Here is a 23100-nt window from a genome sequence, read left to right on the forward strand (position 1 = left end):
CCAATGCGTTAATCATTGGCCGCACCCTCACATCGCGCCGCGGCGGGCGAACGGCGAAGGGACCGGCGGTTTCCCGCCCATGTCCGGGCGGGGAACGGCCGGTCCCCTGAAGAGGCGCGCTCTAGTCGTCGATGGCGGCGTAGGCGGTGGTCCAGAAGTCCTGGAAGTGGTGCGGCGGCTGCGGGGAGTCCATGGCGCGCTGGGCGAAGATGATGCCGATCATGTCCTCGCCGGGATCGGCGTAGGCGGACGTGCCGAGGCCGCCCGTCCAGCCGAACCGGCCGGGGCGGACGAACAGGTCGGTGCGGCGGCCGTCGACGGCGACGCCGAAGCCCCAGCCGCCCGAGCCGAGGAACATCTCGTTGCCCGCCTTCTGCTCCGGCGTCAGCTGGTCGCTGGTCATCAGCTCGACGGACGGGCGGGACAGCAGCCGCCCGCCCGGGTACCGGCCGCCGTCCAGCAGCATCCGCAGGAAGGCGCGGTAGTCGTCGACGGTCGACAGCAGGCCGGGGCCGCCGCTGCCGCCGGGGAACACCGGCGGGCGGTCGTAGGCGCCCTCGCGCGGGTCGGGGCGGCGGACGAGCGCGCCGGTGCCGGGGTCGGAGGTGTAGGACGTGGCGATCCGGCCGGCGTCGGCGGCGGGCACGGTGAAGCCGGTGTCGCGCATCCCGAGCGGCTCGAAGATCCGCTCGCGGAGGAACTCCTCGAACGGGCGGCCGGTGGCGCGCGCGATCAGCACACCGGCGATGTCGGCGCCGGTGTTGTAGAGCCAGCCGGCGCCCGGCTGGTGCGCGAGCGGCAGCTCGCCGAGCCGCTTCAGCCATTCGTCCGGGGCGCAGGGCGGGCCCTCCGGGCCGTTGTCGACGCCGGTGTCGAGCATCGCCTGCATGATCGGGGGCGGGCCCTGCGGGGTGAACGTCACGCCGTAGCCGAGCGTGAACGTGAGCGCGTCGCGCAGGGTGACCGGCCGTTCGGCGGGGACGGTGTCGTCGACCGGGCCGTCGAGGCGGCGCAGGACGCGCCGGTCGGCGAGTTCGGGGAGCAGGTCGTGCAGCGGGCCGTCCAGGCGGAGCCGGCACTCCTCGACCAGGACCATCGCGGCGGCGGCGGTGACCGCCTTGGTCAGCGACGCGATCCGGAAGAGGGTGTCGCGGCGCATCGGGGCCGCTCCGCCGGCCTCCAGGGCGCCGGCCTCGATCACGTGCGTGCGGCCGCGCCGGTGGACGAGCGCGACGAGGCCGGGCAGCTCGCCGCGCTCGACGAAGCCGGTCAGCACCCGGCGCATCCGGTCCAGTCCGGCCGGGGACAGCCCGCCGTCGTCGCTCATCCTTCGCTCCTTCGTCGGTTCTCGCAGGGGCAGACCGTCCGGCGCCCCGGAACTCATCGGTGCTCTACCCCGGCCGGGCCGCGGGCCTCAGGCGACGGGTTCGAGGGGCGGGCGGGTGTCGAACTGCGTCTCGTACAGGTCGGCGTAGCGGCCGCCCGCGGCGAGCAGCTCGTCGTGCGTGCCGCGCTCGATGATCCGGCCCTCCTCGACGACCAGGATCAGGTCGGCGGCGCGGACTGTGGACAGCCGGTGCGCGATCACCACGGCGGTGCGCCCGCCGAGCGCCTCGGCCAGCGCCTCCTGGACGGCGGCCTCGGACGTGGAGTCCAGGTGGGCGGTGGCCTCGTCGAGGATGACGACGCGCTGGCGGGCCAGCAGCAGCCGGGCGATGGTGAGCCGCTGCCGCTCGCCGCCCGACAGCCGGTAGCCGCGCTCGCCGACGATCGTGTCGAGCCCGTCCGGCAGCCCCTCGATGAGGGCGTCGAGGCGGGCGCGGCGCAGCACGTCCCACAGCTCGTCCTCGGACGCCTCGGGACGGGCCAGCAGGAGGTTGTCGCGGATCGACTCGTGGAACAGGTGCCCGTCCTGGGTGACCATCCCGAGCGTCGCGCGGATCGACTCGAACGACAGGTCGCGGACGTCCACGCCGCCGAGCCGGACGGCGCCGGCGTCGGCGTCGTACAGGCGCGGCAGCAGCTGCGCGATCGTGGACTTGCCGGCGCCGGACGAACCGACGAGCGCCACCATCTGCCCGGGTTCGGCGCGGAACGACACGCCGTGCAGGACGTCGACGCCGCCGCGGGTGTCGAGCGTCGCGACCTCCTCCAGCGAGGCCAGCGACACCTTGTCGGCGGACGGGTAGGCGAAGGTGACGTCGTCGAACTCGACCGCGACGGGCCCGTCCGGGACGGCGCGCGGCGCGGCCTTCTCGGCGACGAGCGGCCGCAGGTCCAGCACCTCGAAGACGCGCTCGAAGCTGACCAGCGCGCTCATCACCTCGACGCGGGCGCTGGCGAGGGCGGTCAGCGGCGCGTACAGCCGGGTGAGCAGCAGCGCGAGCGAGACGACGGCGCCGGCGTCGAGGTGGCCGCGCAGCGACATCCAGCCGCCGAGGCCGTAGACCAGCGCGAGCGCGAGGGCCGACACCATGGTCAGCGCGGTGATGAACACGTGCTGCACCATCGCGGTGCGGACGCCGATGTCGCGGACGCGGCGGGCGCGCGCGGCGAACTCGGCGGACTCGCGGGCGGGCCGTCCGAACAGCTTGATCAGGGTGGCGCCGGGGGCGGAGAACCGCTCGGTCATCTGGGTGCTCATCGCGGCGTCGTGCCGGGCGGCCTCCCGTTCCAGCCCGGCGAGGCGGGTGCCCATCCGGCGGGCCGGCAGGACGAAGACCGGCAGGAGCAGCAGCGCGAGCAGCGTGACCTGCCAGGAGATGCCGACCATGACCGCGAACGTCAGCAGCAGCGTCACCAGGTTGCTGACCACCCCGGAGAGCGTGTCGCTGAACGCGCGCTGCGCGCCGATCACGTCGTTGTTGAGCCGGCTGACGAGCGCGCCGGTGCGGGTGCGGGTGAAGAACGCGACCGGCATCCGCTGGACGTGGTCGAAGACGGCGGTGCGCAGGTCGAGGATCAGCCCTTCGCCGATGCGGGCCGACAGCCACCGGTTGGCGAGGCCGAGCCCGCCCTCGGCGACCGCCAGCACCGCGATCAGCACGGCCAGCCACACGACGGTGGACGTCGCGGACCGGTCGACGATCGCGTTCACCACCCGTCCGGCCAGCACGGGCGTCGCCACGGCCAGCACCGCCATCACGACGCTGAACAGCAGGAACGCGTACAGGCGGCGGCGGTGGGGGCGGGCGAAGGCGGCGATGCGGCGCAGCGTCGCCTTGGAGAACGGCCTGCGGTCGTCCTGCGCGTTCATGGCGTGGTGCAGCGACATCCACGCGGTGACTTCCATGTCCATCGGGAATCCTCAGCGATCGTCGGTCCGGGACGTCCATCGTGAAACCTCAAGGAATCTTGAGGTCAAGCCGCCACCATGGCCAAGGATGGCGCGCGGGTACGACAATCTGTGAGGTGATCAACGAAGAGGGGCGGAACGTGGGGACCGACACCGGCATCGACGTCGAGAAGGCGCGGGCTGACACGCCGGGCTGCGCGCGGGTGGCGCACCTGAACAACGCGGGGGCGGCGCTGCCTCCCGCGCCCGTCATCGAGGCGGTCGCGGAGCACTTCGCGCTGGAGACGACCATCGGCGGATACGAGGCGGCCGCCCGGAACGCCGAGGCGGTCGAGCACTTCTACGGCGCGGTCGCCGGGCTGATCGGCGCGCGGCCGGACGAGATCGCCTACGTGGAGAACGCGACGCGCGCCTGGGACATGGCGTTCTACGCGATCCCGTTCGCGGAGGGCGACCGGATCCTCACCACGACGAACGAGTACTCGAGCAACGCGATCGCCTACCAGCAGATCGCCGCGGCCAAGGGCGCCCGGGTGGAGGTGATCCCGGACGACGCGAACGGCACACTCGCCCTCGACGCACTGGAGGCCGAACTGGCCAAGGGCGGCGTCCGGCTCGTCTCGCTGAACCACATCCCGACCTACAACGGGCTGGTCAACCCGGCGGCGGAGGTCGGCCGGCTGTGCCGTGAGCACGGCGTCCTCTACCTGCTGGACGCCTGCCAGTCGGTCGGGCACCTCGCCGTGGACGTCGCCGAGATCGGCTGCGACATGCTGTCCGCGACGGGCCGCAAGTACCTGCGCGGGCCGCGCGGGACGGGCTTCCTCTACGTGCGGCGGGAGATCGCCCGGACGCTGGAGCCGCCGTTCCTCGACCTGACCGCCGCCGAGTGGAAGGCGCCGGACGGCTACGAGATCCGCGGCGACGCGCGCCGCTTCGAGACGTGGGAGCGGTACGTCGCCGGGCAGATCGGGCTCGGCGCGGCCGCCGACTACGCGTCAGCGCTGGGAATCGACGCGATCGAGCAGCGCGTCACCGCCCTCGCCGCGACGCTCCGGCGGATGCTGGCCGAACGGCCCGGCGTCACCGTCCGGGACCGCGGCGAACGGCCGTCGGGCATCGTCACGTTCACCGTGGACGGGCACCCGCCCGCCGCGATCCAGGCGGCGGCGCAGGAGCGGGACGTCAACGTCAGCGTCGCGGTACCGAGGGCGCACGGCTATGACCCGCACGGCCTCGACGCGGCCGTGCGGGCCTCCGTGCACTACTACAACAATGAGGACGACCTGGAGCGCCTGCTGGCGGCGCTCCCCTGACCGCTCAGGTGTTGCCGCGGGCCGCGCTGATGTCGGCGAGCGCCGACGCGGAGTCCTTCTCCATCGCGAGGTCGCCGATGGAGACGATGCCGACGGGGCGCCCGTCCTCCAGGACGGGCAGCCGCCGCACCGACCGCTCGCGCATGATCTGCGCGGCCTTGTCGAGCGAGTCGTCCGGCCCGACCGTGGCGGTGACGCTGCTGGCGAGCTTGCCGATCTTGGCCTGGGTGGGGTCGCCGCCCGCGGCCAGCCCGCGCACGACCAGGTCGCGGTCGGTGACCAGGCCCTTCAGGTCGTCGCCCTCGGCGACGAGCACCGCGCCGATGTCCTCGTCGCGCATCGCCCGCGCCACCGTGACGATGTCGAGCTCCGGGGACACCGACGTCGGGGAACCGGTCATGATGTCGCGGATCTTCGTGGCCATTGCACACTCCTCGAGCCTCGTGGTCGTTCCGCCGGGAGCACCGGGACCAGCCGGAAGCGCCCGGGACGGTCCCGGCCCTACCCGACAGAACGGCGGCCACTCATCGAGGCCCGGCCCCAGCCCAGAGGGCCCGTCAAGGGACGCTCCGCCGCGCGCCCGGGGACGTTCCGCACCGCGCCCGGGCGGCCCCGCACCCGCGCTGTTCCTTCCTGAACGGCGCGAACAACCGGTCCAGCGCGGCCCGGGGGCGAACACCAGCCTGTTCAGGGGGTCGGCGATGTATCTCCGCAACCGTCACCCGTAATGTGAGCGGAAGTGAGTGTCCGCTGTTGGGGTGGCCGTCGCTTGCGCGGCGGCGGTCCCGGTCTGACCCGCCGTGACGGCGGTGCCGGGTTCCTGTTTCGCAGGCGGTTGCCCGGCGGGGCCGGGTCTGACATCGCCTCCGCAGGCGTTCTGTCTCTCCGCCCCACTGGCGGCGAGTTCGCGCAGATTGATCGCGGCGTTGACGTCGCGGCCCAGGACCAGACCGCAGACCTCGCACCGGTAGGTCCGCTCGGACAGGACCAAGCTTGGCTTTCGCCCACCACAGCCCGAGCAGGTCTTCGAGGACGGGAACCAGCGGTCGGCCACGACCAGCCGCCCGCCGTTCCATCCGGTCTTGCACTCCAGCATCCGCCGGGCAGCGCCGAACCCTTGATCGGCGACAGCGCGGGCCAGCCGCCGGTTGGCGACCATCCCGGTGACGTTGAGATCCTCGACCACCACGGTCTCGTACCGGGCGGCCAGCATGCCGGTGGCCTTATGCAGAGCATCGGCGCGAATGTCGGCGACCCGAGCGTGGTGGCGGGCCAGCCGTGCGGCGGCCTTGGCGCGGTTGCCCGATCCACGCTGCTTACGGGAGTGGGCCTTGCCCAGGCGCGCAAGCTTGCGGAGCCCGGCCCGCAGTGCCTTCGGCCCCGCGATCTCGGTCACCACACCTTGGTCGTCGACGGCGGTCACCAGCATCTTGATGCCCAGGTCGACACCGACGACCGAACCGGGCCGGGCGTGCCGCTCAGGAATCGCACGGTCGACCTGCACGGTGAAGGAGACGTGCCAGCGGTGCGCGGTCCGCGACACCGTCGCCGACAGGATCCGCGCCGTCCCGTTCTCCAGACGGCGGGCCAGTTTGCGGGTCGACTCGTGCGTGGCGATCGTCCCCAGGCGCGGCAAGGTGACCGTCCGGCCGCCGCAGCGCATCACACCGGCACCGAACCGGAAGGAGTCGCGGCACCGGCCGCGCTTCTTGAACCGGGGAAACCCCAGACGCCGCCCCTTCCGGCTGCCATTGCGGGACCGGACGAACTCGCGCAGCGCACGATCCAGATCCCGGAACGCCTCCTGATAGACGCACTTGGAGTTCTCACTCCACCAGCCCAGACCTGGGTCGGTCCTCTTGATCTGGTTCCACAGCCGGTGCAGTTCGACGCCCGACCACCACTTGGACTCGGCGTCGTAGCGGTCGCTGCAGGCGGCCAGGCCCCAGTTCCAGGCGAACCTCGCCGCTCCGGCATGCGAGCACAGCGCCCGCTGCTGCGCGGGGGTGGGATCCAGCGCGAACCGGTACGCCTGCGTAACCATCACAACCCGCAGCGTAACCTCGGCCACCGACAAAACCCTGGCACCGGCAAAGCCCGCATTGACACACACCCACAGACGAGCAGATTCGCCCACCTCCCACTCAACAATCCTGCACCCCGCAGGGCCCGGCGCGTCCGGTTTCGCCCGCGTTCCGGCGCCGCCGCAGATCACTGATTCATAACAAAGCGAACTCCGTCGCTAAGGTGGACATCTTTCAAGGTGCACGGGGGATCCACGGCGAAGGACCACCCCGTCCGCATGCGCGATCACCGAACTGAGGAGGGGGCGGCCGTGAGCGAGGTCCCGCAGGAACCGGACGCGGCCGACCGCCCGGAGGACGTCGAGCAGGAACGCGGCCGCACCGCCACCGCCGAATTCCGCATCCCGACGGTGAAGGACGCCTCCCGCACCCGGCCCGACATCCGCCGTCCCGGCAAACCGGCGCCCCCCGCCGACGAGACGATCGACGCCGACGATCCGCCGAAGGACGCCGAATCGGAGCCCGAGGAACCGGAGGAGCCCGCCGAGCCGGAGTCCGAGTCCGCGGAGCAGGACGAGCCGCAGGACGAGCCGGACGACACGCCCGACCCGGCCGAAGACGCGGAAGAGGCGGAGGACTCCGAAGACACGGCTGACGAGGACGACGGCCCTGAAGTCGATGAGGCCGAACTCGCCGAACCGGAGCCGGAGCCGGACGAGGTTTCCGGAGAGGCGGAACCGTCCGTCCAGGCAGAGCAGGAAGAACAAGAAGAAGACGAGCAGGACGACGACGAAAGCACGGACGCGGCTGCGGACGACACGTCCGCGGAGCACGTCCTTTCGGAGCAGAAAACGCCCGACTCGGACGACGAGCCGCAGCGGGGCGGATGGTTCGACGAGCGGCCGCACAGGACTTCCGTGCAGCCGGCCGAGCCGGCTGCCGGTGGCGCGGAGGCCGCGCAGTGGTGGGAAACGCCGCCGGAGGACGACGGGCAGGACGAGCAGCCTCAAGCCGCATGGCCGGATGAGCCAGAGCCCGAGCCCGAGCCGGATGCGGTCGAGGACGAGCCGGCTCCGGAAGAGGTCCACGGGCATCGGGCGGGTGATTCGTCGGCGTCGGTGACGCGGGTCGAGCGGTTGCCGGGGCCGTGGGAGGTGTCCGTCCCGCAGGGCGACGCGAGGCCGTGGGAAGCGGCCGCCCCTCAGGCAGCACCGCCGCAAGCGGCACCGCCACAGGCGCCACGGCCTCAGGCGGTGCCGCCGCAGGCGCCCGGTTGGGAGGCTCCGCGGCAGGGGCCGACGGCGGTGGGCTGGGGCACCACGGCGGCGCCGCCGGGGGCACCGGCGGCGCCGGAGTTCCGGCCGCAGGACGTCCGCTGGCAGTCCGGGCAGCAAGGACAGCCAGGACAGACCGGGCAAGCAGGGCAGGCGGGGCCGGGCCAGAGCGGGCCGTGGGAGACCACGGCGCCGCCCGCGGCGGCGGAGGAGGAGGAGCGGCCGAAGCGGCGGCGCCTCGTCATCGTGCTGGTCGCGGCGCTCGTGCTGGTGGTGGGCGTGGTGGCCGGGCAGCTGATCAGGCCCGTCCCGGACCCGACGGTGGAGTCGACCCTGCCGTCCAGCCATGTCTTCAGCGGCGCGGCGCCCACGCTGCCGTGGCCGGCGGTCGGGCAGTCGCAGGTGTACGTGGACGGCCTCGGGACGATGGGGTCGTCCGGCGGCTCCACGCCGACGCCGACGGCGAGCGTCGCGAAGGTGATGACGGCGTACGTGTACCTGCGCGACCATCCGCTGAAGACGGGTGGGGCGGGGCCGGTGCTGGCGGTGTCGCCGCAGGGGGTGGCGGAGATCCCGGCGCGCAAGAAGCGCGGGGAGTCGCTGCTCGGGATCACGGCGGGGCAGCGGCTGACCGAGCGCAAGGCGCTGGAGGCGCTGCTGATCATCTCGGCGAACGACTTGGCGCACGAGCTGGCGCGCTGGGACGCGGGCGGCGACCAGCCGTTCGTCGCGAAGATGAACGCGACGGCGCGTGAGCTCGGGATGACCGGCACCCGCTACACCGATCCGAGCGGGTACGACTCCGGGACGGTCAGCACGGCGGCCGACCAGGTGAAGCTGCTGCGGGCGGCGATGAACGTGCCGGCGTTCACCGAGATCGTGAACCGGCGGGCGTACGTGCCCGACGACGGGAGCCCGGCGCGGCCGGGCGGCAATGTCCTGGTCGGGCAGTACGGGGTGGTCGGCGGGAAGACCGGCTACACCGACGCGGCGGGCGGGAACTTCGTGTTCGCCGCGCGCAAGAAGGTCGGGGGCGTGCCGACGCTGATCCTGGGCGCGGTGATGGCGCAGAAGTCCCCGAGCGCGCAGGGGGCCGTGGAGGCGGCCGGGCAGCTCATCCAGGCGGCGGAGAACGCGATGGCGGCGGCGACCCTGGCACCGAAGGGCGCCAGGGTCGGCGAGGTCGACGACGGGCTCGGCGGGACGACGCCGCTGCGCGCCGCGTCCCCGGTGACGGTCGTGGGGTGGCCGGGGCTGCGGGTGCCGGTCGGCGTCCAGGGCGACCCGCCGCACCAGGGCGGTGCCGGCGAGCGGGTCGGCGAGGTCGCGGCCGGTGCGGCGAAGGTGCCGCTGGTCCTCGGCTCGCCGCTGGACGAGCCGTCCTACCTGAAGCGCCTGATCAGGGTGAACTAGCCGGCGTAGAGGGCGGACAGGAAGCGGACGAGCAGGGCCTCGCGGGTGGCCGGCGGCAGGCCGCTCAGGACGGCGTTGACGACGGCCATCTCGGGGCCGCCGCCGTCGAGCTCGACGCCGACGGCGGCGAGGAGGCCGGTGAACCCGGCGTCGTCGAGGCTGTCCAGGTCGAGGTCGGCGAGGGCGGCGAGGAGGTCGGCCGGCACGTCGGGCGGGCCGGACGCGCGGGCGGCCTTGGCGGCGTCGGCGAGCGCGGACAGCAGCGCGCCGACGTCGCTGACGCCGGTCAGGGTGAAGTGCAGGTTCGGCGGGATGCCCTGGTAGGCGAGCTGCGGCTGGAAGAACCAGCCGCGGGCGCGGGCCTCGTCGGCGATGACGAAGACGTCGAGGGCGGGGTCGTCGGAGGCGACGGCGACGAGCGGGACGGCCGGGTCGCCGAGGACGCGCAGCCCCGGGATCCCGGCGACGCCCGCGCGGAACCGTTCCGCGGTCGTCATGGCGGTCGCGGCGAGGTCGCGGTAGCCCTGCGCGCCGACCGCGTTGAGGGTGGCCCAGGCGGCGCCGAGCGGGCCGGCGCTCTTGCTGCTCTGGACGCCGGCGTTGATGACGGTGTAGCCGGGCCATTCGGCGGACGCGAAGTAGGCGTGCCGGCGGACGGACTCGTCGGCGAACAGCACCACCGACGCGCCCTTCGGCGCGTACCCGTACTTGTGCAGGTCGCAGGAGATCGACGTGACGCCGGGCACCGACAGGTCGAACGGCGGGACGGGCCGTCCGAGGTCGCGGAGCCAGGGCAGCACCCAGCCGCCGACGCACGCGTCGACGTGGCAGAGCACCCCGGCGGACGCGGCGATGGCGGCGATCTCCTCGACCGGGTCCATGACGCCCTGCGGGTAGGAGGGCGCGGAGGCGACGACCAGGACGGTGTCGGGCGTGATCGCGGCGGCGACGGCGGACGCGTCGGCGCGGAAGTCGCCGTCCACCGGGACGCGGTCCACGTCGAGGCCGAGGTAGTGGGCGGCCTTGTGGAACGCGGGGTGCGCGGTGGCGGGCAGGACGATCCGGGGCCGTCCGGCGACCGGGCGGGCGTCGCGGGCGGCCTTCACCGCGAGCATGATCGATTCGGTGCCGCCGCTGGTGAAGATGCCGGTGCCGCCGCCGAGCCTGCCCGCGACGACGGAGACGATGCGCCGCTCCAGCGCGACGATGCTCGGGAACGCGGTGGGGTCGAGGCAGTTGACCTCGAGCATCTCCTGGAAGGCGGTGGCGGCGAGGTCGTGCACGGCCTCGCGTCCGGTGTCGTACACGTAGGCGGTGACCTGGCCGCCGCGCACGGGCAGGTCGGCGTCGCGGAACCGGGCGAGCTCGGTGAGCAGGTCTGCGGCCGGGCGGCCGTGCTCCGGCAGGGAGGTGGGGTCAGACGGCATGGGGCTGCGCTTCCTCGGTCGGTCGGTGGGCGGCGGCGAGCCGGCGGTAGGCCAGCAGGAGCGGGACGGCCAGCAGGAACAGCAGGGCCGGGATGATCGTGAACCCGGCGGTCAGCCCGGTGAGGGCGGAGCCGGTCTGCTGGACGGGCTCGTCGAGGTCCGACGACCGGAACGACGACAGCGACAGGACCAGCGCGAACACGCCGGGGCCGAGGGCGAGGGCGCCGGTCTCGGCGGCCGTCCACAGGCCGGTGAACGCGCCGGGCTGGGCCTGCCCGGTGCGTCCCTTGTCGGCGTGGACGGTCTCCGGCAGCAGCGACAGCGGGAACAGCTGGACGGCGGCGTAGCAGATGCCGGTCAGCCCCGCGAGGACCAGCACGCCGGCGCGGGACCCGGAGGAGATCGCCGGGTAGGACGCGAAGCCGGTGACGGCGAACATCGCGAGCGCCGTCACATAGCAGGGGACGATCCCGTACCGGACGGACATCTTCCGCCACAGCGGGACGGCGAACGCGCTCGGCCCGACCATGCACACGAACATCGCCGAGGTCAGCCCGTAGTCGTCCAGCCGGTAGGTCGCGACGTACGGGGCGCCCGCCAGCATGATGGCGACGGCGAGGGTGTGCGAGACGTAGCCGCCGAGCAGCGCGAAGAACGGGCGGTTGCCGCGCGCGGCGCGCAGCGCGGCGGCGAGGCCGAGCGGGCGCGGGCCGGGCGTGGCGGGGATCCACCGGTTGGCCAGCGCGCTGGTGATCAACGCGGCGCCCATGACGGCCCCGATCACGGCGCCCATCAGCGCGTATCCGGCGCGGCCTCCCCTGGCGGCGTCCGACAGGGCGGGCGCGAGGCCGCCCGCGACGAGGATGCCGACGGTCAGGCACACGACCCGCCACGCCATCGCCCGGCCGCGCTCGGACGGCTCGTCGGAGATCTCGGCGGGCAGCGCCACGTACGGCACCTGGAAGCAGGCGAAGGCGCTCGCGGCCAGCAGGAACGTCACCGCGGCCCAGCCCGCGCCGAACCCGGGCGAGTCGACCGGGACGGCGAACATGGCGGCGAACAGGAACGGCAGCGTCGCGCCGCCGATCAGCAGCAGCCGGGTGCGGTGGCCGGTCCGGACGGCCTCGCGGTCGCTGGCGGCGCCGACGATCGGGTTCAGCACCACGTCCCACGCCTTCGGGACGACGAGCACCGCGCCCGCGATCGCCGCCGAGACGCCGAGGACGTCGGTCAGGTAGTACAGGAGCAGCAGGCCGGGGACGGCGGAGAACACGCCGGTGCCGACCGAGCCCACGCCGTAGCCGAGCAGCCGCCGCCGGGCCAGGGCGGCCGTGGCGGGGGCCGTCACAGCGCGGCCCGGGCGTCGAGGCCGAGGCCCGCGAGGACGAGGCGGTGCAGGTTGGCGCGGAAGCGGGCGAGCGCGGCGGGGTCGTCCATGCGGTGCCGCAGGCCGTCGCCGCGCAGGACGCCGCCGCGGGCGAACCCGTGGGTGCTCCAGATGACGGTCCAGGCGACGTACTCGACGTCGGCGTCGTCGCCCACCGCCGCGCCGACCGCGCCGACGACCGCGTCCATCAGCGGCTTGACGTACCGGGTCTCCAGGTCCGCGATGTCGGCGGCGTCCGACTGCCAGCGGTGCATCCACAGCGCGGGGATCTCCGGATGCGCCGCGCAGAAGTCGATGTAGCGGTCGACGAGGGCGGCGATCCCGGCCGCGGTGGGGGTGAGGTCGGCGAGCGCGGCCTCGAGGGCGGCGCGTTCGGCCTGGTGGGCGCGTTCCATGACGGCGAGGTAGAGGTCGCGCTTGCCGCCGGTGTGGTAGGCGACGGTGGCGATGTTCAGCCCGGCCGCCTCGGCGATCATGCGGGTGGAGGTGCCGTCGTAGCCGTGTTCGGCGAACAGCCGGGTCGCCGCATCGAGGATGCGCTCCCGGCCGGAGTCGCTGGTCATGGGCAGCACCGTAGGGCGCCGCCGCGGACTTGGTCAATCGCTTGATGGAACCCGGGGCGCCGCTACTCGGCGGCGGCGGTGTCCTGCTCGCGGCGGCGCGGGCCGTCCAGCGGGATCACCTCCGCGCCCGGCCGGCCCTCCGGCGGCGTGGTGAGCCAGACGGTCAGCACCATCTCCATCTCCAGCCGCGTCTCCGGGTCGTACAGCCGCTCGCCGAACAGCTCCTCGAGCTGGTGCAGCCGGTACCGGACGGTCTGCGGGTGGACGTGCAGCCGGGTGGCGACCTCGGTGGCGTTGAACCCGTTCTGCAGGCACGACAGCAGCGTCCGCATGAGGCGCTCGCGGTGCCGCGGCCGGACGGTCTTCAGCGGCGCGAGCCGCAGGTCGGCGACGGCGCGCACCAGCTCCTCGTCCTTGAACACCACCAGTGCCGGCATGTGGTCGGCGCAGCGGATCAGCCGGTCGGACACCAGGATGCCGCGGCGCGCGAGCGGCAGCGCCTCGCGGGCCCAGCGCAGCGACTTCGCGGCGTCCTCGGTGCGGACGGTCGGGCCGAGCGCGGCGACCCAGTTGCGCAGCGCCGACTCCAGCATCCGGCCGCGCCCGGGGCCTTCCGGGTCCGGAACGAGCAGGCAGGGCTCGCGCCGGTTGACGTCGGCGAGGACGTCCGGCGGCAGCGACGGGTGCGAGAACGGCTGCTGCCCCCGCTCGTACAGGACGACCGCCGCGACCGTCCGGGGGACGCGCCACTGCGCGAGGCGGGCGAGGTCGGCGACGGCCTGCGGCGCGGCGGGCGGCTCGGCGAGCAGCATGTCCAGCAGCCGCCGGCGGCGGTGCTCCAGCTCGCCGGCCTCCTGCTCGCGGGCCTTGGTGTACCCCTCGGTGGCGGCGCGGGCGATCTCGTCCAGGAACGCGAAGATCGCCTCGGCGATGCTGGCGAGGGTGCGGCGGGAGATGTTGTAGCGCTCGGACTCCGAGGCGAGCCGCCGCCAGGCGACGCGGGCGCCGAGCCGCAGCGAGGTCTGCAGGATGTCGAGGTTGCGGCCCTCGCGGGCCTCGGCCCAGCCGATCTCCCGGTAGACGGCGGCGACGGCCTCCCAGGAGCTCTCCGGGTCCATGATCAGGTCGACGAACTGCCGCAGCGCGCCCTCCACCGCGGCCCGGACGAGCCGCGCGTACTCCTCGTCCTGCGGGCGCGAGTACTCGGGGATCCCGGCGAGGATCTCCTCGATCATCTCCTCGGCGAGGGCCTCCAGGTGGGGCCGGAACATCTCCGACAGCTCGCTGGGGACGCCGGCCCAGGGCTTCAGCGGCGAGCCCCCGCCCCCGTCCGCGCCGGGCGGCGCCCCGCCGCCCCCGGACGCCCCGGAACCCCCGGCTCCGGCAAAAGCTCTCAGGCTCGTCGTCACCTTCGCACCTCCCGCCCCCGATCGGGTCGGTCCTCCGGGGCCATTCCGGAAGCTACCGAGCCGGGCCGGAGCGGGCTGCACGATCGGGCACGCATTGCGGTCGGGCGCTTATAAGCCGACTGACAAAGCGTTCATCGGAATCCACGTCCGCAGGGTGCCCGGCCCCGCGGCCGGCCTGGTCAGGCGGGGGCCGCGTCCGCCAGCGCGCCGGCCAGCACCAGCCGCCCGGACGTCCGGACCATGTCCGTGATCTCCTCGGTGGGCCGGCGCAGCGAGGCCAGGCTGACCAGCGCGGCGAGCAGGATGTGGCCGAGCACGACCTCCACCTCGTCGCGTGCGGGCAGCGGCTCGCCGATCGCGGCCGACAGCCGGTCGCGGACGAACAGGAACAGCACCGTGCGGGCGTCGTCCACGCTGGAGTCGTCCGAGGTCACGGCCTGGATGATGGCCGAGGTCAGGGTCCGCTCCTGCGCGGCCACCTCGACGATCCGCTCCAGCAGCGCGGTGAGCCGCTCGACCGGGGTGTCGCCGACCGCCAGCGCGTCGATGTCGCCGGTGATGCGGTGCGCCCAGGTCGCGGCGACCTCGGTGAGCAGGTGGTCCTTGGTGGCGAAGTAGCGGTACACGGTCGCGCGGGCCACCCCGGCGCGGTCCGCCACGTCGTGCATGGTGACGACCGGGTAGCCGCCCTCGCGCGCGAGATCGCGCGCCGCGTCGATCAGCCGCTCGCGCCTGGCCTGCTGATCCTTGGTCAGCGTCCGCGTGACGGTGAACCGCACATCGCCGCTCAAAGCGCCTCCTCGCTGTGCCCGTCCCCCATTCTCCCGCACCTTCGGCCGTTTCGCGCCGCCGGGCGCGGGCCGGACGGCCCGGTGCGGCCGGTTCCGGATCGTGTACCTACCGCTTGCTTGGCGGCGACGTTAGTTTAGACGGCAGTCTCAAGCCAAGGAGGCACCGGATGGCGGACCCTGCCACCCCAGCGTCCACACCCCGCACGGGCGTCGTCGTCCCCGGCGGCGCGTCCGGCCCCGGCACCGCGAGCGCCCGCGCCTTGGCCGGGTCCGGCCGCCAAGTCGCGCTCTACAACCGCGCCGACCCGTCCGGGAGCACGCCGCGTCGCCGCGTCACCGCCCTGGACCACTGACGGGAGGCCCCATGCAGATCGACCTGCTCGACGGCGAGATGTACGCGACCGACCCGTGGAGCGTCTACGCGCGGCTCCGCGCCGAAGCGCCCGTCTACCACGACGAGGCGAACCGCCTGTGGGGCGTGTCCCGGCACGCCGACGTGTTCGCGATCGAGCGCGACCCGAAGCTGTGGATCAGCTCCCGCGGATACCGGCCGCAACTGCAGTCCGACCCGTCCATGATCGGGATGGACGACCCGGAGCACATGCACCGCCGCCGCATGGTCTACCAGCGCTTCACCCCGCGTGGCGTGTCCCGGTACGCGGAGAAGGTCCGCGCCACCACCGTCGACTGCATCACCACCGCGCTCGACGCCGGCACCGTGGACGCGATCCCGGCGCTCGCCGCGCCGCTGCCCGCCCGCGTCATCGGCTGGCTGCTCGGCTTCCCCGAGGAGGAGTGGCCGCAGCTCGTCCACTGGTCGGCGACCGCCGTGGTCTCGGGCGGCGGCGAGCGCTACGTCACCGAGGAGTCGGTGAACGCCGTCGGCGAGTTCGCGCTCGCCGTCCTCGGCATGGCCCAGGAGCGCCGCGCCCGGCCGTCGGAGGACCTGCTGTCCGTGTGGTCGAACGCGACGCCCGACCAGCCGTGCTACGACGACGAGCACCTCGCCCACGAGGCCCTGCTCCTGCTCGTCGGCGGCGCCGAGACGACCCGGACGGTCATCGCCACCGCCCTCGACGCCCTCATCCGGCACCCGGGGGAATGGCGGAAACTGCGCGACGATCCGTCCCTGATCCCGGACGCCGTCGAGGAGTTCGTCCGCTGGACGACCCCGATCCTCAACATGTGCCGCGTCGCCGCCCGCGACACCGAGGTGGCCGGAGTGCCCATTCCGGCCGGCGGGCAGGTACTGCTGATGTACGGGTCCGCCAATCGCGACGAGGCCGTGTTCGACGCCCCGGACGTCCTCGACGTGACCCGCCGTCCGGGCGACCACATCGCCTTCGGACTCGGCCCCCACTTCTGCCTCGGCGCGTCCCTGGCCCGCCTCGAACTGCGCATCTTCTTCGAGGAGTTCATCGCCCGCGTGGACACCGCCGAATGGGCCGATTCCGAAGGCCCCCGCATGCTCCGCAACTCGTTCGTCCGCGGCGTCACCGAATTCCCGGTGACCCTCACGCCTCGCTGACGAACTCCTCGAACACTTCGAGCAGTGCGCCGGGCGCCTCGATCTGCGGCAGGTGCCCGGCGTGCTCCACCATGTGGAACCGTGCACCCGGAATGGCACCGGCGAATTCCCGTCCGTAATCGGGCGTCATCATCCGGTCGGCCTCTCCCCACACCACGAGCGTCGGCACCGAAACGCCCGCCAGCCTTTCCTTCAGGGTCGGGTCGGACATCGACGCGCCGCCATAGACGCTCAGCGCCTCCCGGTTCCCCGCCGCGATGCGCTTCTGCTCGTCGGTCAGCGCCGAAAGGTCGACCCGGTGCGCATCGGGATCGGCGTAGCTGAGCTCGATGACCTGGTCGAACGCCAACGAGAAGAAGTCGGCCGCGGGATGCTCGGCGCTCTCCAGCCCGGCGGCGTCCAGGAGCACGAGCGCCTTCATGCGCTCCCCCGCGACCAGCGCGAGTTCCGCCGCGATCCAGCCGCCGATGGAACTGCCCACGACGGTCACCTTTTCGAGATCGAGCTCGGCCAGCAGCCGCGCGTAGACCTCGGCGAGCTCGCGGATCGAGTCGAGCCGTTCCGGACGCGGCGTGCCGCCGAACCCCGGATGCACCGGCGTGAGCGTCCTTCGAGAGCCGGCCAGCAATTCGGCGAACCCCGAAACGGAATCGGGACCGGCACCTCCGTGCAGCAGCAGAACGGGGTCGCCCTCCCCGCGTTCCGCGACCGTCAGCGGAACGTCCCCGAGGGACAGCAGGCGCGCACCGTCGGCGTACTCCGTGGCGGGTTCGGTCGCGTACCGCTTCATGACGTCGACCGTCGCCTCAGGGGTGAATTCGGCACCCGACTCGATCATCTCCTTCAAATCCCGGAAGTACTGGACGTACAGGTCGGGCGTGAAAGTGTTCAGCAGCACCAGCGGCTCATCCCCCGGATTGGCGAAGGTGTGCGGCGCGCCCGGCGGGATCATCGCCAGCGTGCCCGCCGGAACGTCATAGCTGGTCTCCCCGACCGTGAAACGCGCGGTGCCCGACACGACGTAGAAACCCTCGTCGTGCCGTGCGTGCCGATGCTGCGGCGGGCCCTCGGTGTGCGGCGCGACGGTGATCTCGCCGATTCCCAGGCGGTGCCCGGTCGTACCGCCGTCTTCCAGGATCCGCATCGTGGTCGACCCGAGCTGCACGGTCTCCCCTTCGTCCGGCCGGACGATCGCGACTCTGTTCATCACCACTCCTTCATGAGAGCGAACTCTCATGACGATAGGCGCCTTTCGCGGCTTCATGCAAGTACACTCTCACGAAGAGAGCGGACCTTCAGGAAGGAGCCGGGACGGATGACGGCCGGGGCAGGGCGCGCGGACCAGAAGGCCAGGACCCGCCGCGCGATCGTGGACGCCTGCCGGGACCTCGCCCGGTCCGGCGCCGAGGTGACGATGCCGCAGGTGGCGAAGCACGCCCTCGTCTCCGAGGCCACCGCCTACCGCTACTTCCCCGACCTGGTCTCGCTCCTGCAGGAGGCCTTGGAGGCAGTGTGGCCGGGGCCTGAGGAGGCGCTCGCACCCGTCGCCGCGTCCTCCGACCCGGCCCGACGCGTCGCGTTCGCCACCGAGTACCTGCTCCGGCACGTCCACACCCACCAGGGCGCCGTCCGCGCGATGATCTCCCACACGATCGCGGCGCCGCCCCGCGCCCGCGCCCGCCCCGGCTTGCGCTTCGCCCTGATCGACCACGTCCTGGCCCCGTTCGACGGCCTGCCGCCCGCCGCCCTGGCCCGCCTCAAGCAGTCGCTCGCCCTGGCCTGCGGCGCCGAGGCGTTCTTCGTCCTCACCGACCTGTGCGGCCTGTCCCCCGACGACGCCGTCGCCACCGCCGTGGAAACCGCGACCACCCTCACCGAAGCCGCCTTCGCCGGGGAGACGCGGAAACGCTGACGGAAGGCGGCGCAGGTCAGGCGCCGCGGACGGGGGTGCTCCAGCCGCTCTCCAGGTGCTCGAAGATCTCCTGGAGAGCGGCGCACGGGTCGGGCGCTTCGCCCGCCAGCTCGGGGACTTCCAGGACGTAGCGGGCCAGGGCCCGGTCCGCCGGGGCGGGTTCGGCGCGGCCGGCCTCCTCCGCCAGCAGTTCGGCCAGCGGGCCCTCCGCGCGCAGCCAGAGGAGGCGCTGGTAGCGGCGCAGCTCCAGGGTGCCCATGACCAGGTCCCGGCGTCGCTGCAGGTCGGGAGGCAGGTCGCGGGCGAACGGGCCGCGCTCGGCGAGGTAGCCGTGCAGGGCCTGCAGCGCGGTCCGGCCGGCGGGCCGCTCCCGCACGGCGGCCAGGATCGCCTCGCGGCGCTCGGCGCCGTCGTCGAAGATCAGCGCCTGCTTCCCGTCCGGCACGTGCTTGAACAGCGTGGCGATCGACACGTCCGCCTCGTCGGCGATCTGGGTGACGGTCACGCCGTCGTAGCCGTGCTCCTGGAACAGCCGCAGCGCGGCGTCGGCCAGCGCCTGCCGGGTCGCGGCCTTCCTGCGTTCGCGCCGTCCCTGGTCCGTCCGTGCCATGGGCTCATCCTACGACGCCTCTGGAATTACTATGAACTCATAGTCGTTATGGTTTCATAGTCGTTCTACCACCTGGAGGCGTTCGCCATGACCACCGCTCACCACTCCATCGCGATCATCGGGGCCGGCCTCGGCGGCCTCACGCTGGCGCGCGTCCTTCAGGTGCACGGCATCGAGGCGGCCGTGTTCGACCTGGAGGCAGGCCGGGACGCCCGCACCCAGGGCGGCATGCTCGACATCCACGAGGACTCCGGGCAGGCCGCGCTGCGCGCCGCCGACCTCTACGAGCCGTTCCGGGCGATCATCCATCCGGGCGGTCAGGCGATGCGCATCGCCAACAGGGACGGCACCGTCGCCATGCAGGAGGAGGACGACGAGACCGGGGGCCGCCCGGAGGTCGACCGCGGGCAACTGCGCGACCTCCTGCTGGACCCGCTCCCCGAGGACACCGTCCGGTGGGGCGCCAAGGCGACCGGCGCCCGGCCGCTGGACGACGGCCGCCACGAGGTGACCTTCGCCGACGGCGCCACGATCACCACCGACCTGCTGGTCGGCGCGGACGGCGCCTGGTCCAGGATCCGTCCGCTGCTGTCCCCCGAACGGCCCGCCTACACCGGCATCTCCTTCGTCGAACTCGACCTGCTGGACGCCGACGCCCGCCATCCCGGCGGCGCCGACCTGATCGGCCGCGGCTTCTTCATGGCCCTGGACGGCCAGCGCGGCATCCTCGCCCACCGCGAGACCGACGGCAGCCTGCACGTCTACACCGCCTTCCGGACCGGCGAGGACTGGCTGGACGGCATCGACTTCACCGACACCGCGGCCGCCAAGGCCGCCGTCCTGGCCCGCTTCACCGGATGGGACGACGCGTTCCGTTCGCTGATCGGCGAGGCCGACGGCGCGCCGGTGCCGCGCCGCGTCCACGCGCTGCCCGTCGGCCACGGCTGGGACCGGGTGCCCGGCGTGACGCTCCTCGGGGACGCCGCGCACCTGATGTCGCCGTTCGCCGGCGAGGGCGCCAACCTCGCCATGCTCGACGGCGCCGAACTCGGCGAGGCCATCGCCGCCCATCCCGGCGACATCGAGGCCGCCCTCGCGGCCTATGAGAAGGCGCTCTTCCCGCGCAGCGAAGCCTCGGCCACCGAGTCGGCCGCCTCCCTCGACCTGATGTTCGGCCCCGACCCCGTCGCCCGCCTGGTCGACCGGTTCACCGCGCACCAGCGGAACTGAACCGCCCGGACGGTCCCTCAGTGGACGACGCGGAAGATCAAGTGCGTCGCCGCCGGGGACTCGACGACGCCGAGGCGTTCGAGCTTCACCGCCGCGGCGTCCGGGTCGTCGAAGAGCCGGACGCCGTCGCCGAGCATGACGGGGGCGACGGACACGAAGACCTCGTCGAGCAGGCCGGCGGCGATGCACTGCGCGGCGACCTGCGCGCCGAGGACGCCGACGTCGCGGTCACCGGCGGCCGCCCTCGCCGCCGCGACACCGCTCTCCAGGTCGCCGACGAAGGTGACGCCGGGGACGGCCGCGTCCGGCGGGCTGTGGGTGAGCACGAACTGCGGCCCGTCCCATCCGCCGCCGTACGGCTCGCCTTCCTGCTCGGTGCCCTTGTGCGGATCGTCGCCGCCGAAGGTGCGCCTCCCCACCAGCAGCGCGCCCGTCCGCCTCATGACCTCGTCCACGGCCGGATCGGGGCCGAGGTAGTCCGCCATCCACGACATGTCACCACCCGGGCCCGCGATGAACCCGTCCAGCGACATCATGCACTGGTACTGAAGTTTGCCCACGCTGTGCCTCCATCGATCGGCCGACCCTGGTTGAGACCATGCTCCGCGCAGAAATTCATCGCGCCGCCATTCCCTCCAGGGAATCGCATCGCCGCAGCTCACGCCGCACACCGCTGCACATGAACGAACGACTCGAACACGATCAATGGGCCGACCGTTACATCGCGCAGTGGAACGAGCCCGACCCCGAGACGCGCCAGACTCTCGTCCAGGAACTGTGGGCCACCGACGGCATCCAGGTCCTGGTGGACCCGCCTCAGGAGATCCGCGAAGCCGCACGCAACCTGGCCTTTCCCATTCCGCCGCTGGAAGTCCGCGGCCACGACGCACTGAACGCCAGGGTCTCGCGCGCCTACGACATGTTCGTCGCTCCCGGGGAGCACACCTTCAAGGCCGCCGAAAAGGCCACCGTCCTCATGCCCAATGTGCTCGCCTTCCGCTGGTCGATGGTCTCGGTCAGCACGGGCGAGGCCGTCGGCGGCGGCCTGGACGTCATCACCCTGGACGGCGAGGGCCGCATCCGCACCGACCACCAGTTCATCGGAGCGAACTGATGCACTTCACCAGAATCGAGGTGCCGGTCACTGACGGCGGATCGGCGCCCCCACCCCACGAGGCCCTCTTCATCCCGACCTGACCGTTTCCTCTTGAGGGCCGTGGCGGGGTAGAACGGGGGGATGACGACGGCCATAGGGCGGCTGGTGCCCGTGCGGTTCAGCTGGGACCGGGACGACCGGCATCGCGGGCTCCGCGTGCTGGCGGTGCTCGGGCTGGCGGCGGGGGCCGCGATGGCGGTGTTCGGGCTGCCGCCGATCGCGTTGCACAGCCCGCTCCGGCTGGTGGGCATGGTGTGCCCGCTGTGCGGCGGGACCCGGGCGGTGCAGGCGCTGATGCGCGGGGACGTCGCCACCGCGTGGGAGTACAACCCGCTCGCGTTCGTGGTGGTGCCGGGAGCGATCCTGGTCCTGGTCAGGTGGGCCGTCGGGCTCTCCGCCGGACGGTGGGTGAACGTGCGGGTGCCGCGTCCGGCCGTGGTGTGGGCGCTGGCCGTCCTCGCCGTGGCGGGACTGTGGGCGTACCAGGCGTCGCACTCGGAGATGCTGCGCCACGGCGACGGCGACTTCCGCCACCAGGTGATGGGCATGGGGCTCGCGATGGCCGTCGCGGGCGCCATCGCGGCGGTCCAGATGCTCGTCGTGCTGCCGGCCGTCCGGCGGTTCGGGCGCGGCGCCCGCCCGGCTCGTCCGGTCCCTCCGGCGGAAGGATGGAGGGAACCGGGCGAGCCCCGGGCGGGCGGGCCGGCGCGGACCTAGGCGACGTCGAGTTCCCGGCGGCGCTCGGCCCACTGCAGCGAGTGGCGGATGGCGTCCCCGATGGTGTACTCCGGCTTCCAGCGCAGCAGCTCCCACGCCTTGGCCGGGTTCACGAACGCGCCGACGACGTCGCCGGGGCGGGCCGGGGCCTCCTCCGCGACGAACGCGTCGCCGACGACCTCGCGGAACGCGTCGACCAGCTCGCGGACGGTGGTGCCGTCGCCGGTGCCGAGGTTGATCACCTCGTAGCCGGACTCCCCGGCCGGGCGCAGCGGCGGGACGATCGAGTCGAACCGGTCCGCCGCCTCGCAGAACGCGCGGGCGATGTCCCAGACGTGGATGTAGTCGCGGACCGCGGTGCCGTCGCGGGTGTCCCAGTCCACCCCGGTGATCTTGAACGGGACGCCCAGCTCGTACGACTCGATCATCTTGCCGAGCGCGTGCGTCGGCTTGCTGCTCTGCAGGCCGGTGCGCAGCCGCGGGTCGGCGCCGATCGGGTTGAGGTAGCGCAGCGAGACGACCCGCAGCGAGGTGGCGCGGCAGACGTCCTCGAGCATCAGCTCGGCCATCATCTTCGAGCGGGTGTAGGGGTTCTGCGGCTCCAGCGCCGAGGTCTCCGACACCGACAGGTCCGCCTCCGGCCGGTACATCCCCGCGGTCGAGGCGAAGATCATCTTGTCCCGGCCGTTGCGGACCAGGTGCTCGGCGAAGTCGCGGGTCCGCCCGAGGTTGACCCGGTAGTAGCGCAGCGGGTCCTTCATCGAGTCGGGCACCACGATCAGCGCGGCGCAGTGCACCGCGACGGTGATCTCCGGGTGCTCCCGGAAGATCGCGTCGACGAGGTCCCCGTCCCCGATGTCGCCCTGGTAGAAGATCTTTCCGTCGGTGAACTCCTGCCGGCCGGTGATGAGGCTGTCGAGCACCACCGGCGTGATCCCGCGTTCGGCGAACGCGGACGCGATCGTGCTGCCGATGAACCCGGCTCCCCCTGTGATCAGGACTTTCATATGGCATCCCCTGCGCCGGTGCGTCCCTGCTCGGTCACGCA

At 73.0% G+C, this 23100-nt stretch carries 21 protein-coding genes; 8 read left to right on the forward strand and 13 right to left on the reverse strand.

Going from position 1 to position 23100, the window contains the following annotated elements:
- Positions 1-121 precede the first annotated feature (121 nt).
- Positions 122-1327: a serine hydrolase domain-containing protein gene (locus ABD296_RS21785; RefSeq protein WP_344269957.1), complete on the reverse strand. Its 1206-nt coding sequence runs from the start codon at positions 1325-1327 to the stop codon at positions 122-124.
- 87 nt (positions 1328-1414) lie between these two features.
- Positions 1415-3298, reverse strand: a complete 1884-nt coding sequence (locus ABD296_RS21790; protein WP_344269958.1) for an ABC transporter ATP-binding protein — start codon at positions 3296-3298, stop codon at positions 1415-1417.
- Between the two features lie 113 nt (positions 3299-3411).
- Here ABD296_RS21790 and ABD296_RS21795 point away from each other — a divergent pair, with 113 nt between their 5' ends.
- The gene (locus tag ABD296_RS21795; RefSeq protein WP_344269960.1) at positions 3412-4611 is read left to right on the forward strand and encodes an aminotransferase class V-fold PLP-dependent enzyme; all 1200 of its coding nucleotides are present in this window, start codon (positions 3412-3414) and stop codon (positions 4609-4611) included.
- A gap of 4 nt (positions 4612-4615) precedes the next feature.
- Here ABD296_RS21795 and ABD296_RS21800 read toward each other — a convergent pair whose 3' ends face one another.
- Both ABD296_RS21800 and tnpB read right to left on the reverse strand, forming a co-directional pair.
- Positions 4616-5035 (reverse strand): CBS domain-containing protein, encoded by a 420-nt coding sequence (locus ABD296_RS21800; RefSeq protein WP_344269962.1) that lies wholly within the window; start codon positions 5033-5035, stop codon positions 4616-4618.
- A gap of 294 nt (positions 5036-5329) precedes the next feature.
- Positions 5330-6682 carry an IS607 family element RNA-guided endonuclease TnpB gene (gene tnpB, locus ABD296_RS21805; RefSeq protein ID WP_344269964.1) on the reverse strand — a complete coding sequence of 451 codons (1353 nt, stop codon included), beginning with the start codon at positions 6680-6682 and terminating at the stop codon, positions 5330-5332.
- 264 nt (positions 6683-6946) lie between these two features.
- On the opposite strand from tnpB, the gene ABD296_RS21810 reads away from it, so the two are divergent.
- Positions 6947-9322: a D-alanyl-D-alanine carboxypeptidase family protein gene (locus tag ABD296_RS21810; RefSeq protein WP_344269965.1), complete on the forward strand. Its 2376-nt coding sequence runs from the start codon at positions 6947-6949 to the stop codon at positions 9320-9322.
- Here ABD296_RS21810 and ABD296_RS21815 read toward each other — a convergent pair.
- The 5 genes from ABD296_RS21815 to ABD296_RS21835 all read right to left on the reverse strand — a co-directional run bounded on the left by ABD296_RS21815 (position 9319) and on the right by ABD296_RS21835 (position 14899).
- A complete protein-coding gene (locus ABD296_RS21815) occupies positions 9319-10749 on the reverse strand; it encodes a pyridoxal phosphate-dependent decarboxylase family protein (RefSeq protein WP_344269966.1) in 1431 nt (476 codons plus the stop codon). The genes ABD296_RS21810 and ABD296_RS21815 overlap by 4 nt on opposite strands.
- Positions 10739-12097, reverse strand: a complete 1359-nt coding sequence (locus ABD296_RS21820) for an MFS transporter (RefSeq protein WP_344269968.1) — start codon at positions 12095-12097, stop codon at positions 10739-10741. The genes ABD296_RS21815 and ABD296_RS21820 overlap by 11 nt, the downstream gene beginning before the upstream one ends.
- Positions 12094-12699, reverse strand: coding sequence for a TetR/AcrR family transcriptional regulator (locus ABD296_RS21825; protein ID WP_344269970.1), 606 nt, complete (start codon positions 12697-12699; stop codon positions 12094-12096). The genes ABD296_RS21820 and ABD296_RS21825 overlap by 4 nt, the downstream gene beginning before the upstream one ends.
- Positions 12700-12761: 62 nt before the next feature.
- A complete protein-coding gene (locus ABD296_RS21830; protein ID WP_407061496.1) occupies positions 12762-13970 on the reverse strand; it encodes a PucR family transcriptional regulator in 1209 nt (402 codons plus the stop codon).
- A gap of 317 nt (positions 13971-14287) precedes the next feature.
- Positions 14288-14899, reverse strand: coding sequence for a TetR/AcrR family transcriptional regulator (locus ABD296_RS21835; protein ID WP_344269974.1), 612 nt, complete (start codon positions 14897-14899; stop codon positions 14288-14290).
- Positions 14900-15066: 167 nt separating this feature from the next.
- Between ABD296_RS21835 and ABD296_RS21840 the strand changes: the two genes are divergently transcribed.
- Both ABD296_RS21840 and ABD296_RS21845 read left to right on the forward strand, forming a co-directional pair.
- Positions 15067-15252 carry a hypothetical protein gene (locus ABD296_RS21840; RefSeq protein WP_344269977.1) on the forward strand — a complete coding sequence of 62 codons (186 nt, stop codon included), beginning with the start codon at positions 15067-15069 and terminating at the stop codon, positions 15250-15252.
- Positions 15253-15263: 11 nt separating this feature from the next.
- Complete coding sequence (locus tag ABD296_RS21845; protein WP_344269979.1) at positions 15264-16427, forward strand: cytochrome P450; 1164 nt, start codon at positions 15264-15266, stop codon at positions 16425-16427.
- Here ABD296_RS21845 and ABD296_RS21850 read toward each other — a convergent pair.
- Positions 16414-17634, reverse strand: a complete 1221-nt coding sequence (locus ABD296_RS21850; protein WP_344269981.1) for an alpha/beta fold hydrolase — start codon at positions 17632-17634, stop codon at positions 16414-16416. The two genes, ABD296_RS21845 and ABD296_RS21850, sit on opposite strands and share 14 nt — an antisense overlap.
- Before the next feature lie 108 nt (positions 17635-17742).
- On the opposite strand from ABD296_RS21850, the gene ABD296_RS21855 reads away from it, so the two are divergent.
- Positions 17743-18339: a TetR/AcrR family transcriptional regulator gene (locus tag ABD296_RS21855; protein WP_344269983.1), complete on the forward strand. Its 597-nt coding sequence runs from the start codon at positions 17743-17745 to the stop codon at positions 18337-18339.
- A 16-nt stretch (positions 18340-18355) separates the two neighbouring features.
- On the opposite strand, the gene ABD296_RS21860 is transcribed toward ABD296_RS21855, so the two are convergent.
- Positions 18356-18949, reverse strand: coding sequence for a TetR/AcrR family transcriptional regulator (locus tag ABD296_RS21860; RefSeq protein WP_344269985.1), 594 nt, complete (start codon positions 18947-18949; stop codon positions 18356-18358).
- A gap of 87 nt (positions 18950-19036) precedes the next feature.
- On the opposite strand from ABD296_RS21860, the gene ABD296_RS21865 reads away from it, so the two are divergent.
- Positions 19037-20179: an FAD-dependent oxidoreductase gene (locus tag ABD296_RS21865; RefSeq protein ID WP_344269988.1), complete on the forward strand. Its 1143-nt coding sequence runs from the start codon at positions 19037-19039 to the stop codon at positions 20177-20179.
- A 17-nt stretch (positions 20180-20196) separates the two neighbouring features.
- Here ABD296_RS21865 and ABD296_RS21870 read toward each other — a convergent pair whose 3' ends face one another.
- Positions 20197-20739: a dihydrofolate reductase family protein gene (locus ABD296_RS21870; RefSeq protein WP_344269991.1), complete on the reverse strand. Its 543-nt coding sequence runs from the start codon at positions 20737-20739 to the stop codon at positions 20197-20199.
- A 119-nt stretch (positions 20740-20858) separates the two neighbouring features.
- On the opposite strand from ABD296_RS21870, the gene ABD296_RS21875 reads away from it, so the two are divergent.
- Positions 20859-21293: a hypothetical protein gene (locus ABD296_RS21875; protein ID WP_344269994.1), complete on the forward strand. Its 435-nt coding sequence runs from the start codon at positions 20859-20861 to the stop codon at positions 21291-21293.
- Positions 21294-21416: 123 nt separating this feature from the next.
- The gene (locus tag ABD296_RS21880; protein WP_344269996.1) at positions 21417-22052 is read left to right on the forward strand and encodes a DUF2752 domain-containing protein; all 636 of its coding nucleotides are present in this window, start codon (positions 21417-21419) and stop codon (positions 22050-22052) included.
- On the opposite strand, the gene galE is transcribed toward ABD296_RS21880, so the two are convergent.
- Positions 22049-23059: a UDP-glucose 4-epimerase GalE gene (gene galE, locus ABD296_RS21885; protein ID WP_344269998.1), complete on the reverse strand. Its 1011-nt coding sequence runs from the start codon at positions 23057-23059 to the stop codon at positions 22049-22051. The two genes, ABD296_RS21880 and galE, sit on opposite strands and share 4 nt — an antisense overlap.
- Positions 23060-23100: the final 41 nt, after the last annotated feature.

Source organism: Actinomadura napierensis (assembly GCF_039529375.1).
Classification (GTDB): Bacteria; Actinomycetota; Actinomycetes; order Streptosporangiales; family Streptosporangiaceae; genus Spirillospora; species Spirillospora napierensis.

What these genes read in the sequence shown, in the direction of transcription:
- ABD296_RS21790 (WP_344269958.1), bottom strand. Translation starts at nt 3,298, where the DNA reads ATGGACATGGAAGTCACCGCGTGGATGTCGCTGCACCACGCCATGAAC.
- ABD296_RS21815 (WP_344269966.1), bottom strand. Translation starts at nt 10,749, where the DNA reads ATGCCGTCTGACCCCACCTCCCTGCCGGAGCACGGCCGCCCGGCCGCA.
- ABD296_RS21830 (WP_407061496.1), bottom strand. Translation starts at nt 13,970, where the DNA reads ATGTTCCGGCCCCACCTGGAGGCCCTCGCCGAGGAGATGATCGAGGAG.
- ABD296_RS21850 (WP_344269981.1), bottom strand. Translation starts at nt 17,634, where the DNA reads ATGAACAGAGTCGCGATCGTCCGGCCGGACGAAGGGGAGACCGTGCAG.
- ABD296_RS21785 (WP_344269957.1), bottom strand. Translation starts at nt 1,327, where the DNA reads ATGAGCGACGACGGCGGGCTGTCCCCGGCCGGACTGGACCGGATGCGC.
- ABD296_RS21880 (WP_344269996.1), top strand. Translation starts at nt 21,417, where the DNA reads ATGACGACGGCCATAGGGCGGCTGGTGCCCGTGCGGTTCAGCTGGGAC.
- ABD296_RS21860 (WP_344269985.1), bottom strand. Translation starts at nt 18,949, where the DNA reads ATGGCACGGACGGACCAGGGACGGCGCGAACGCAGGAAGGCCGCGACC.
- ABD296_RS21865 (WP_344269988.1), top strand. Translation starts at nt 19,037, where the DNA reads ATGACCACCGCTCACCACTCCATCGCGATCATCGGGGCCGGCCTCGGC.
- ABD296_RS21855 (WP_344269983.1), top strand. Translation starts at nt 17,743, where the DNA reads ATGACGGCCGGGGCAGGGCGCGCGGACCAGAAGGCCAGGACCCGCCGC.
- ABD296_RS21825 (WP_344269970.1), bottom strand. Translation starts at nt 12,699, where the DNA reads ATGACCAGCGACTCCGGCCGGGAGCGCATCCTCGATGCGGCGACCCGG.
- galE (WP_344269998.1), bottom strand. Translation starts at nt 23,059, where the DNA reads ATGAAAGTCCTGATCACAGGGGGAGCCGGGTTCATCGGCAGCACGATC.
- ABD296_RS21845 (WP_344269979.1), top strand. Translation starts at nt 15,264, where the DNA reads ATGCAGATCGACCTGCTCGACGGCGAGATGTACGCGACCGACCCGTGG.
- ABD296_RS21875 (WP_344269994.1), top strand. Translation starts at nt 20,859, where the DNA reads ATGAACGAACGACTCGAACACGATCAATGGGCCGACCGTTACATCGCG.
- ABD296_RS21840 (WP_344269977.1), top strand. Translation starts at nt 15,067, where the DNA reads ATGGCGGACCCTGCCACCCCAGCGTCCACACCCCGCACGGGCGTCGTC.
- ABD296_RS21800 (WP_344269962.1), bottom strand. Translation starts at nt 5,035, where the DNA reads ATGGCCACGAAGATCCGCGACATCATGACCGGTTCCCCGACGTCGGTG.